Annotated in this window: 8 protein-coding genes and 1 other annotated feature (1 of these 9 cut by a window edge); of the genes, 7 read left to right on the top strand and 1 reads right to left on the bottom strand. The window is 41.8% G+C overall.

What is annotated here, in order from left to right; translation table 11 throughout:
• Positions 1-476: 476 nt before the first annotated feature.
• From mutS to FZC79_RS01085, 7 genes are all read left to right on the top strand, one after another.
• Entirely contained in the window at positions 477-3,098 is a 2,622-nt protein-coding gene (gene mutS, locus FZC79_RS01115) for a DNA mismatch repair protein MutS (protein WP_148945060.1), read from the top strand.
• 12 nt (positions 3,099-3,110) lie between these two features.
• Positions 3,111-4,964 carry a DNA mismatch repair endonuclease MutL gene (mutL, locus tag FZC79_RS01110; protein WP_148945059.1) on the top strand — a complete coding sequence of 618 codons (1,854 nt, stop codon included), beginning with the start codon at positions 3,111-3,113 and terminating at the stop codon, positions 4,962-4,964.
• Between the two features lie 871 nt (positions 4,965-5,835).
• Entirely contained in the window at positions 5,836-6,405 is a 570-nt protein-coding gene (locus tag FZC79_RS01105) for a glycerol-3-phosphate responsive antiterminator (protein ID WP_148945058.1), read from the top strand.
• Positions 6,406-6,561: 156 nt separating this feature from the next.
• Positions 6,562-8,052: a glycerol kinase GlpK gene (glpK, locus tag FZC79_RS01100; protein WP_148945455.1), complete on the top strand. Its 1,491-nt coding sequence runs from the start codon at positions 6,562-6,564 to the stop codon at positions 8,050-8,052.
• A gap of 325 nt (positions 8,053-8,377) precedes the next feature.
• Complete coding sequence (locus FZC79_RS01095; protein WP_148945057.1) at positions 8,378-10,039, top strand: glycerol-3-phosphate dehydrogenase/oxidase; 1,662 nt, start codon at positions 8,378-8,380, stop codon at positions 10,037-10,039.
• Between the two features lie 303 nt (positions 10,040-10,342).
• The gene (locus FZC79_RS01090; protein WP_148945056.1) at positions 10,343-10,777 is read left to right on the top strand and encodes a GNAT family N-acetyltransferase; all 435 of its coding nucleotides are present in this window, start codon (positions 10,343-10,345) and stop codon (positions 10,775-10,777) included.
• Between the two features lie 52 nt (positions 10,778-10,829).
• Complete coding sequence (locus tag FZC79_RS01085) at positions 10,830-11,627, top strand: class I SAM-dependent methyltransferase (RefSeq protein ID WP_148945055.1); 798 nt, start codon at positions 10,830-10,832, stop codon at positions 11,625-11,627.
• A gap of 486 nt (positions 11,628-12,113) precedes the next feature.
• On the opposite strand, the gene FZC79_RS01080 is transcribed toward FZC79_RS01085, so the two are convergent.
• Positions 12,114-12,449, bottom strand: a complete 336-nt coding sequence (locus FZC79_RS01080; protein WP_148945054.1) for a DUF948 domain-containing protein — start codon at positions 12,447-12,449, stop codon at positions 12,114-12,116.
• A gap of 167 nt (positions 12,450-12,616) precedes the next feature.
• Positions 12,617-12,636 (top strand) — a binding site (T-box leader) (it continues 214 nt past the right edge of the window).

The raw sequence follows: 12,636 nt of genomic DNA, 5'->3' as shown, positions 1-12,636 counted from the left end.
GTTTGATATAAGGGGAAAAAGTTCCCTTATCCCCCAGCAAATTAAGTTCAAATCTATAAATAACGGTAAAATCTTCCCTTATTTTTGAACGCTAGTGACTCAATTACAGTACGTGAACTTTATTTCGCTTTTTTCCGGATACTAAGGTTGTTCTTTCTAAACGGAGAGAGCAGTTCTTTTCTTTCTTGCTTACGAGAGTAAATTTGGTGAGCTATGGCATTAGCATTTCAAAACTATATTAATAGCAGCAAAATTTACGAAAAGAGCCTTTTTCTAAGAGGGTATGACCTTAAATACTGCCTTCTTTCTTATGTAGAAAAATTCTCCGTGCTGCAAAACTTAAGACTCTTTTACCTAAGGTGGGAGATAACTGCGTATCCCTTTCCTGTTGTTTCCTTCAATATAAAAAAAGGAAAGGGTGTGCTATAATTAGTGTTTGAGATTACTAGATAAGATCGGAAAGGTTTGGTTGGCCAATGGCGACATACACTCCAATGATTATGCAATACTTAAAAGTGAAGGCAGAGTATCGGGATGCCTTTTTGTTTTTTCGATTAGGCGATTTTTATGAAATGTTCTTCGAGGATGCCATCAAAGCTTCCCAGGAACTTGAGATAACATTGACGAGCCGTGACGGAGGAAGCACAGAAAAAATCCCCATGTGCGGAGTGCCTTATCACTCTGCACCCAACTATATTGAACAGCTGATTGAAAAAGGCTTTAAAGTAGCAATATGCGAGCAAACAGAAGACCCCAAGCAGGCTAAAGGAGTCGTGAAAAGAGAAGTAGTGCAGCTTATCACTCCAGGTACTGTGATGGATGGGAAAGGTCTGCAGGATAAAGAGAATAACTATATTGCGTCCATCAGTATGTTTGAGGATGAAACGGCTGTTTTGGCCTACAGTGACTTATCGACGGGGGAAACAAAGGTGACACAATTAACCTCTCGTTTTGATGACGCAATCAATGAGCTTGCTACAATCGGTGCAAAGGAAGTTGTTGTAGACTCAGAGTTTAATGAAGAACTGCAGAAGAGCATGATTGACAGGAACGGAGTCACCATTTCATATGGAAATGAGACGGAAATCACTGACAGCTTCGGTATGCTCATCGATGAGGTGAAACAGGACAAGCTGAAGGTTGCTGTCTGCAGACTCTTAAACTACTTATTCAAAACCCAGAAACGGAGCCTGGATCATCTTCAGAAAGTGGAAACCTATCAAATCCACCAATTCATGAAAATCGATTACTATTCCAAGCGCAATCTCGAACTGACAGAAACCATCCGTTCCAAAGGAAAGAAAGGTTCTTTGCTGTGGCTTCTTGATGAAACCATGACTGCCATGGGAGCAAGAATGCTTAAACGCTGGATTGACCGTCCGCTGATCGATCAGGAAGAAATCGAGAAGAGGCACAGCATGGTCGAGCTCCTGCAGGAACGTTTCTTTGAGAGAGAAGATATCAGGGAACTGCTTAAGGAGGTTTATGACCTGGAGCGGCTTGCCGGACGTGTGGCTTTTGGAAATGTAAATGCGAGGGACCTTATCCAACTAAGAAAATCACTCTCACAGATTCCGCTGCTTAAAAAGCTTATCGGCGAGCTGGATCACGATATAGCAGATGAAATGGTGAAAACGCTGGACCCCTGTGATGAGCTGACGGATACTCTTCATGATTCCCTGCATGAACAGCCGCCGCTTTCCATTAAAGAAGGCAACATCATCAAGGACGGCTTTCATGAAGAATTGGATCAATACCGCGATGCCAGCAGAAACGGTAAGAACTGGATTGCCCAGCTTGAAAGAGAAGAGCGGGAAAGAACCGGTATCCGTTCGTTGAAGGTCGGTTATAACCGGGTGTTCGGTTATTACATTGAGGTGACCAGAGCGAACCTTGGCGCCTTGGAAGAAGGCCGGTACGAGCGCAAGCAGACACTGACCAATGCAGAACGGTTCATCACCCCTGAATTGAAAGAGAAAGAAGCCTTGATCCTGCAAGCTGATGAAAAGTGTATCGACCTGGAGTATAACCTATTTCTTGAACTAAGGGAAAAAGTCAAAGAATATATTCCGCGCTTACAAAAGCTCGCTAGGATTGTTAGTGAAATCGATGTCCTCCAGTGCTTTGCAACGGTGAGTGAGAAGAGGCATTATGTGAAGCCTTCCTTCAACCGTGAAAGAAGGATCGTCATTAAAGACGGCCGCCATCCTGTTGTCGAAAAAGTGATGGATGCACAAGAATATGTTCCAAATGACTGTTATATGGATCAAGAGAGGGAGATCCTGCTGGTTACAGGGCCCAATATGTCAGGTAAAAGCACCTATATGAGACAGCTGGCCCTTACCGCTGTACTGGCTCAAATCGGTTGTTACGTACCGGCTCGTGAAGCCAGCCTGCCGATCTTTGACCAGGTATTCACCCGTATAGGTGCAGCCGATGACCTGATATCAGGACAGAGTACCTTCATGGTTGAAATGCTTGAGGCGAAAAATGCCATCACTAATGCTACCCAGGACAGCTTGATTCTTTTTGATGAAATCGGAAGGGGAACAAGCACCTACGATGGAATGGCGTTAGCGCAGGCAATCATTGAATACATTCATGAAAAAATAAAAGCCAAGACATTATTTTCAACCCATTATCATGAGCTTACTATATTGGAGCAAGAATTAGTAAACCTGAAGAACATCCACGTAAGTGCTATGGAGCATAACGGAAACCTTGTATTCCTTCATAAGATCAAAGAAGGAGCAGCCGATAAAAGCTATGGAATCCATGTTGCCCAATTGGCTGAGCTTCCAGAAGAACTGATTACCAGAGCTAATGAAATTTTAGAGAAGTTGGAAAAGAAAACTGTCGATACGGTTACAGACAAAGTTACTGCTCAGCAGAACAGGATTGCAGAAGCCGCAGCCGGAGAGCAGCCGGCCCAGCTCTCTTTCTTCCAAGAGGAAAAAGCGGGCGCGCAAGGGGGCAATGGCTTAGGAAGAAAAGAAAGAAAGCTGCTTGAAGAATTGAAATCTTTTGACATTCTTGAAATGAATCCTTTGCAGGCCATGAATGCCCTTTATGACCTGCAAAAGAAATTGAAAAAATAGGGAGGTGTGAACATGGGAAAGATTTTTCAGCTTGATGATGCGTTATCTAACAAAATTGCCGCCGGAGAAGTGGTGGAAAGACCTGCTTCTGTTGTAAAAGAGCTTTTGGAGAACGCTATTGATGCCAATGGGAATGTCATTGAGATTCATGTAGAAGAAGCCGGTCTGGCTTCCATCCGTATCATCGACAATGGGGACGGTATCCTTGAAGACGATGTACTCACCGCTTTCAGCAGGCATGCCACAAGCAAAATCAAGGATGAAAATGACTTGTTCAGAATCCGCACCCTTGGCTTCAGGGGTGAGGCACTTCCAAGTATCGCTTCTGTTTCCCATTTGGACATGCTTACCAGCACAGGTGACGGACCTGGAGTAAAGATCAAGCTGCAGGGAGGAAAGGTCCTTTCACAGGAAAAGTCCTCAAGCAGGCGGGGAACGGATATAACGGTATCGAATCTTTTTTTCAATACACCTGCACGGTTAAAATATATGAAAACGATCCATACAGAGCTTGGAAATATAACCGATGTAACAAACCGGATCGCTCTTTCACATCCTGATATATCAATTAAGCTCATACACAATGGCAAAACATTGCTTCATACAAATGGAAATGGAGATGTCCGGCAGGTGCTGGCAGCTATCTACGGAACCAATATTGCCAGGAAAATGGTCAGGATCGAAGCGTCGTCACTGGATTTCTCGGTCAAAGGGTATATCTCCCTGCCTGAAATTACAAGAGCTTCAAGGAACTATATCTCAACCATGATCAACGGCAGATTCATCAAGAATTACGGTTTAGCCAAAGCAATTGGAGAAGGATACCACACACTTCTGCCGATTGGGAGATATCCAATTGTATTGCTGTTAATCGAAATGGATCCCTTATTGGTGGACGTCAACGTTCATCCTTCCAAAATGGAAGTGAGAATCAGTAAAGAACCTGAGCTGTTCGAACTGGTCTCCAGTGCAATAAGAGATTCTTTTAAAACAAAAGAACTCATTCCATCAGGTTACAAAGAGCCAAAGCCAATGAAACCCCAGTCTGAACAGGGTGCGTTTACATTAGAACACCTGCCAGAAGAAAAAAGCATAGATAAGTTGCCGGAAAGAACCTTTCAGCAGGAGAAGCTGCCTCCTAAGGAAGTCATGGAGATGCTGTATAAAACCCCAGAACGGGCTGGTTTTGAAGAAGAGGAAGCTTCGGTGATTCATGAAGAGAAACCGGAAGTAGCAGATTCTATTCCACAAAGAATGGATGAGCAGGAAGAGCCCAAGGCCTCAAGAGTTCCGCCGTTATATCCTGTCGGACAGATGCACGGAACTTATATCTTTGCTCAAAACGAAAATGGCTTATACATCATCGATCAGCATGCGGCACAGGAACGGATCAAATATGAATACTTCAGGGAAAAGGTCGGAAAAGTGGAGAATGAACTCCAGGAAATGCTTGTTCCAATCACTCTCGAATATTCTGCAGATGAGTATATGAAAATCGTTGAGCACAAAGAAGAGCTTGAAAAGGTCGGCGTTTTTCTGGAGGAGTTCGGTTACAACAGCTTCATCATCCGCTCCCATCCTCAATGGCTGCCTCCTGGCCAGGAAGGAGAGCTGATCGATGAAATGATAGAACAGCTGCTCAATATGAAAAAGGTGGATATTAAAAAACTTCGGGAAGAAGCGGCCATCATGATGAGCTGCAAAGCTTCGATCAAGGCGAATCAGTACTTGAGGAACGAAGAAATTTCAGCGCTGCTTGACGAACTGAGGCGTTCCGAAGATCCATTCACATGCCCGCACGGCCGCCCGATCATCATTCACTATTCAGTTTATGAGATGGAGAAGATGTTCAAGAGGGTTATGTAGGGAAAGGGGCTTATACGCAGTAGTGTATAGGACTTTTTATAGAACCTGCTATCAAAGCGGACCTCGTCTGCTTTGTTCGAAGATGTTCGAAGCTGATGTGTGCTGGCCTGGGGCATTAAGCTTAAAATTTAGTGTTTTGAGGTTAGCTGGTGTAAAAAGCCCGTTTATACAGCATGAAATCATAGAATTAGAGAAATGATGCAGTAAAAAGATCGTTTATACAGCATGAAATCATAGAACTAGAAACTTGATGCAGTAAAAAAGGCGTTTATACAGCATGAAATCATAGAACTAGAAACTTGATGCAGTAAAAAAGGCGTTTATACAGCAAGAAAACCTAGAATTAGAACTATGATGCAGTAAAAAGATCGTTTATACAGCATGAAACTTAAGAATTAGAGAATTGATGTAGTAAAAAGATCGTTTATACAGCATGAAATCTTAGAATTAGAAACTTGATGCAGTTAAAAAGGCGTTTATACAGCATGMAATCATAGAATTAGAAACTTGATGCAGTAAAAAGATCGTTTATACAGCATAAAATCATAGAACTAGAAACTTGATGCAGTAAAAAAGGCGTTTATACAGCATGAAATCATAGAAATAGAAACTTGATGCAGTAAAAAGGGCATTAATACAGCATGACAGCTCCAATCTTAGCATCCATGTTCGTATAATTGCTTTGATAGACTATGCTCCGTCAGCGGGGCACATCTACTCTAGTATTTCTCATTTTAATGTCCCGCGCTCAGCCGGTATCAACTGAACGCCTTTCCGAATTAAATTATGGGAAACCTTAACAAACGAACCCAGATCAGACGTCAAGAGGTTACAATAGTAATATAATTTTCACCAAGAAAGAGGTGTCACAATGACGTTCAAAGGTCAAAAAATTCTCCCGGCAGTCAGGTCAATGAAAGAATTCGATAAGATGCTGCAGACTAACTATGAATATGGTGTGTTCCTCGATCTACATATCGGGATGCTTAAGACGGTCTATCAGTATGCAAAGGAAAATAACCGGAAGATGTTCCTGCACCTGGATTTGATCCAGGGCTTGAAGGGTGATGAATATGGTGCGCAGTATGTCTGCCAGGAAATCAAGCCGTACGGAATCATATCGACAAAAGGCAACGCGATCCAGCAAGCGAAGAAAAAAGGAGTTGTAGCGATTCAGCGTGCGTTCGTCCTTGACAGCTCAGCCATGGAGAGAAGCATGGAACTGGTGAAGCACTCGAATCCTGATTATATCGAACTTCTGCCTGGTGTTATTCCAAAAGTGATCAAAACCATCAAAACTGAAACAGGAAAGCCTGTTTTTGCAGGAGGATTAATCGATACGGTAAATGAAGTCGAAGAAGCGATAGAAGCAGGTGCATCAGCCATTACCACTTCAAATAGAGAACTGTGGAAGCACTTTAATCCGGATAAACGGATTTGACAACGTTTCCATAATCTATTAATCTAATAACAAGTTAATGATTCGTGAAGAGAGAAGATGAGACTCACACAGTTTATCGCCAGCGATAGTTGTGTGGGTTTTTCTGCTTTTTTTCAGAATCCTATGAAAACTTTACTGGAAGAAGGAGTGGGAGCATTGGCAGAATACATATTATCTTTAGACCAGGGAACGACCAGCTCGAGGGCGATCCTTTTTAATAAAAAAGGAGAGATTGTTCATACCTCTCAAAAAGAATTTACGCAGCATTTTCCTCAGCCCGGCTGGGTAGAACACAATCCTAACGAGATCTGGGGATCGATTCTGGCTGTGATAGCTTCAGTACTTTCTGAATCATCCGTTAAGCCTGAAGAGATAGCGGCCATTGGGATCACCAATCAGAGGGAAACCACTGTGGTATGGGATAAACACACCGGTGAACCGGTTTATAATGCTATAGTCTGGCAATCCCGCCAGACATCGGGGATTTGCGATGAACTAAAGGAAAAAGGTCTCCAAGATACTTTCCGCAGTAAAACCGGGCTCTTAATCGATGCCTATTTTTCCGGAACAAAAGTCAAGTGGATTCTCGATAATGTAGAGGGAGCGAAGGCAAAGGCAGAGAAAGGGGACCTTCTCTTTGGTACAATAGATACTTGGCTGATCTGGAAGCTTACCGGAGGAAAATCCCATGTAACTGACTACTCTAATGCTTCAAGGACATTAATGTACAATATTTATGACTTGCAATGGGACCAGGAACTCCTCGATATATTAGGTGTTCCTGCAAGCATGCTTCCAGAAGTGAAGCCTTCTTCTGAAGTTTATGGAAAAACAGTGCCGTATCATTTCTTCGGGAAGGAAATACCGATTGCCGGAGTAGCGGGCGATCAGCAAGCAGCACTGTTCGGCCAGGCCTGTTTTTCTGAGGGAATGGCGAAAAACACATACGGTACCGGCTGTTTTATGCTGATGAATACAGGAGAAAAGGCTGTGAGGTCTGATCACGGGCTTTTGACTACAATCGCCTGGGGCTATAACGGCAAGGTGGAATACGCATTGGAAGGCAGCATATTTGTAGCGGGCTCTGCCATCCAGTGGCTCCGTGATGGAATGCGGATGATCAAGGATGCAAGTGAAACACAAGCCTATGCTGAGAGAACCGAGGGAAATGACGGTGTATACGTAGTACCGGCGTTTGTTGGCCTTGGAACTCCTTATTGGGATAGCGATGTACGTGGAGCAGTTTTTGGATTAACACGCGGAACCTCTAAAGAACATTTTATCCGCGCCGTATTAGAATCCCTTGCCTATCAAACGAAAGATGTACTTACCGCGATGGAAGCTGATTCAGGGCTGTCCTTGAAAACGCTGCGAGTGGATGGAGGAGCGGTTAAAAATGACTTTTTAATGCAGTTTCAAGCTGATATTCTCGATACAGCTGTAGAGCGGCCTGAGGTAAATGAAACGACGGCGTTAGGCGCAGCCTACCTTGCCGGACTTGCTGTCGGGTATTGGAGTGATACCAGTGAGATTACAGATCAGTGGAACCTTGACCGGAAATTCGATCCTGCTATGCAAGCGGAAGATATAGAAAAGCATTACGGCGGGTGGCAAAAAGCAGTGAAGGCGGCAATGGCTTTTAAATAGGTTCTTTTCGTGAAATTTGTTGCTATTTGTTACTAGTACCGAAAAATATCAATCTCTAGAAGGAAAAAATACGGTAATATCGAAAAGAAAAGAGCTACTCCCCCCGATAAGAGATAAAACTCTTAGTACCCGGGGATATCCGAAAACAGCCTTTAAATAAAACCAAGACATAACATTTTTAAAAATCTGAAGGTTATGGTATTATAAACACAAGTTAATAAACGGTTAGAGAATCTAGAGAGACCTGACAACATTATGCTGTTTTCATAATGTTTGTTCACGGTCTCTTTTTTTATTGCATACAACAGAAGCGGAGGAATGACAGATGAGTTTTTCGAGCTTGCAAAGAAGCCAAATCAAAGAAAAGTTAAAGAACGACCATTTTGACATCACGATCATTGGGGGAGGCATTACAGGAGCCGGAATCGCTTTGGATGCAGCGAATCGCGGCATGAAGGTCGCCCTCGTGGAAATGCAGGACTACGCTGCCGGAACTTCCAGCCGTTCGACCAAGCTGGTTCACGGAGGCTTACGGTATTTAAAGCAATATGAAGTGAAAATGGTTGCCGAGGTTGGAAAGGAAAGAGAGATCGTGTACGAAAACGCTCCTCATGTTACAACACCTGAATGGATGCTGCTGCCGATCCATAAAGGCGGGACCTTCGGGAGATTCAGCACCTCCATCGGCTTACGGGTATATGATTATCTTGCCGGAGTAAAGAAGCTTGAACGAAGAAAAATGCTTTCTTCATCTGAAACGCTGGAAAAGGAGCCTCTTGTCAAACGGGAAGGACTTAAAGGTGGAGGCTATTATGTTGAATACCGGACGGATGATGCCAGGCTGACAATCGAAACGATGAAGAAGGCGGTTGAGAATGGAGCAGCTGCTATGAATTATGTGAAAGCAGAGCATTTCATTTACGAGGATAAAAAGGTAAAGGGAATTCAAGCCAAGGATGTGCTGTCAGGAGAAACATTTGAAATTCACTCTGAAACAGTTGTCAATGCATCTGGACCCTGGGTGGATGAAGTAAGGAAAAAAGATTACTCAACCAATAATAAAAAGCTTCGTCATACAAAAGGGGTACACATTGTGATAGACCAGGAAAAATTCCCTTTGAAGCAAGCGGTTTACTTTGATACACAGGACGGCAGGATGGTTTTCGCTATACCCAGAGAAGGAAAAGCATATGTCGGCACAACCGATACATTTTTTGAAGGAGATGTTACTTCCCCGAAAATGACAGAGGGGGACAGAGAATACCTGCTGAATGCCATTCACTATATGTTCCCGGAAGTGACGGTGACAAAGGAAGACGTAGAATCGAGCTGGGCTGGTATTCGGCCACTAATCTATGAGGAAGGAAAAGATCCTTCGGAAATTTCAAGAAAAGATGAAGTCTGGGAAGGTGACAGCGGGCTGGTTACAATTGCAGGAGGGAAGTTGACCGGTTACCGAAAGATGGCGGAGCATGTGGTAGATCTCATTGCAAAGAGATTAAAGCAGCAAACTAAGAGAGATTTTCCAGGCTCCAGCACTAAACATCTTCCGTTATCCGGCGGAGATTTCGGGGGATCATCAGGATTCCAAAACTTTATTGATAAGAAAGCACTGGAAGCGGAACAATTCGGGTTAAGCATTGATGAAGGACGAAAACTTGTTCAACAGTATGGATCGAACGCAGACGAACTTTTCAAAATGGCTCATTCTTACAAAAAGACAACAAAGTATGCTAATAATGAACTGCCTGCCGAAATATATGCCATGCTCCTTTATTCCATCAATGAAGAAATGACCGTCACGCCAATCGATTTCTTCATGAGAAGGACAGGTAAACTGTTTTTCAATATAGAATGGGTGAAGCAGTGGAAAAAAGAGGTTGTCGACATGATGGCTATCCTGCTTGACTGGAAACCGGAATTAAAGAGGCAATATCTCATTGACCTGGACAATGCAATCAGAGATGCACAAGTGCCAGTAATGTAACCAGAAACTAACATAAAAACCAGTAGTCCAATGAGAAGCTGCCTGATCTTTTTCTTAATAAAAACCGTTCTGTGTCATGCACAGGACGGTTTATTTGTGTTTAAGGAAAGAGTGAAGGGCTGGAGCTTTACTCTCTTTAATTATAAATCAATAATCTGAATGCTATGGAAAACTAAGTAAAGATTTTTTTGTGGTAAAATTAGTAAATGTTGACTACTTACAAATAAGTTATAGAAATTCATATTTAGCAGTTTGAAACAGATCAGTTTCTGGTTTATTAAATTTTACTAAGGAGATGCGGAAATGAATATCATGGCTGCACGAATAGCAGACTTAGATGCACTAGCACAGTTAGACAGTGAAGTTATCGGTGACACGAGCAGGAGGAATTACATTGAGAAAGCTATTAGTCATGAAAACTGTATTATTGTAAAAGAAGATAACGAGATTGCCGGATTTTTAGTTTACGATCGTAATTTTTTTGACTGTGCTTTTATAGCTTTGATAATTGTGTCTAAAAGCAAAAGACGAATGGGATATGCAAGTGAATTACTGCATTACATGGCAGATCATTCTCCTACTCAAAAAATATTCTCCTCTGCGAATCAATCTAATTACAGTATGCAGCAGGTGTTTAAATCTAATGGTTTTGTGAAGAGTGGTGTAGTGGAGAACCTGGATGATGGAGACCCGGAGATTATTTATTATAGACTGAAAAAAGGCAGCAATCTTAAGTAAACAAATTGTATAGCTTTTACAATTATTCATATTCATTGAAGGAGGGGCGTAAATGAACCAAAAGAGCTTTAGTGAAAAAAACCAGTTGGGGTGGAACCAGTCAACTTATCAGGCTTGGGTTAATCGTCATGGGACGCCTCAGGAGTATGCCCAAATGTTAAAAGCAAACCCGGAAAAGAAGGTTAGCCACTATCTTAAATATATGGGTGATATAAAGGGTAAGAGAATTGCCAATCTTTTAGGTTCTAAAGGAAACAAAGCTGTTTCACTTGCACTATTGGGAGCGGAATTAACCGTAGTGGATATTTCTGAAGGAAATAAGCGGTATGCAACTGAATTGGCTGAAGCAGCCGGAATACACATTCACTATTTAGTATGTGATGTTTTAGAAATACCACCTCAAGAAAAGCTGCAGAATTTTGATATTGTCCTTATGGAAGTCGGTGTTTTGCATTATTTCGTTGAACTTAACCCGCTTTTTGAATTGATATCAAGTATGTTAAAACCAGGCGGTAAATTAATTTTAAGAGACTATCATCCTCTGGTTACTAAATTAATGCGGTTGGAGAATAATAATTTAGTTGCAAACGGAAATTATTTTGATGAAGAGCTTCAAGAAGTAGAAGCAGCTTTTAGCAAGCTGTTATCAGAGAAGGAACGTGAATCACTATTAAAAAATATAATACGGAGATGGACTTTAGGCGAAATTGTCACGAAGCTGGCCGGAACTGGTTTGACAATTGAATGCTTAGAAGAAGAAGAGGGTATCCGGTGGGCATTTCCCGAAAATTCTCCTGAACGGATAGAGAATAGAATTCCGGGTCTTTTTACAATTCTAGCGTCAAAATAGTTGCCTATAAAGAGGAACAACTCCAACGCAGGAAGGCTATGATAATGAATATTGTGCTTTCAGTATGTTAAAAAAGCAGGGTGAAAATTTATACTAACTCTTCTTATTACTTTCAAAGTTTTTATCGGCTTTTATATTGAAGTTATGCATTGTTTATCTAAGGCCTCTGGGGTAATCCACACTCCATAGTCTGGGAGGAAAACAGGATGAATGAATCACACGTTTCGTAGGTACCTAAGAAAAGTTCTTTTTTTTATTCCAAAAGTCTTTAATAAAGGCTGTTTTCGCAAATATTGTGGCTTTCGGATATGCCCGGATACTAAGAGTTTTATCTTTATCGAGGGAGAGCTCTTTTCTTTTCGGTGTTACCAGTTTTTACCCCTCTTAATATGGTTGTTTTTTTGAGCTTAGTATTAAATAGCAACAAAGTTCACGAAAAAGCCTTAATAAATCTAAAAAAGACCCGTCCATAGACGAGTCTTAAAATCACCCATTGGAAGTACGATAATTCTTTCCTTCATCAGGCTTCTTGAAGTTGTTTTCCCAAATTCTCTTTACAGGCTTTGGCAGCTGTTTAACGGCACCAACTGTATATTGAATGTTATCTTTCTTGCTATCAATGTCTTCTTTAATTTCCTGGCTGTGTGTAGAAAGTTCATTGGTCTCCTCCTGCAGGGTCTGTGCTCTTTGCTGCAGGCTCTCTACCGTTTTATTCAAGTGGTTGATGGTCGGTTTGGTTTCCTTCATAAACTTAAAGCCTTTATATCCCAGGTATGCAATCGAGAGAACAAATAGGGCTATGCTTGCGTAAACAATGATCATGGAATACCTCCTAAATTTCTGCTTATTTTCAAGGGTAAGTTATTCTTTGTATCTTTGTTTACCCTTTATGTTCTGAATAAAACGGTCTTTTGCGAGTAGGAAAACAGTGGAAATATACATTGCCAATCTTAAAACAATGGGATATAATAAAATCAAAATTTTTTTAATATTATGCAATGATGAAGAA

It is taken from the genome of Rossellomorea vietnamensis (genome assembly GCF_008180615.1).
GTDB classification, from domain to species: domain Bacteria; phylum Bacillota; class Bacilli; order Bacillales; family Bacillaceae_B; genus Rossellomorea; species Rossellomorea vietnamensis_D.
The sequence above is the reverse complement of the archived record's forward strand: the minus strand, read 5'-3'. Positions and strand labels throughout refer to the sequence as shown.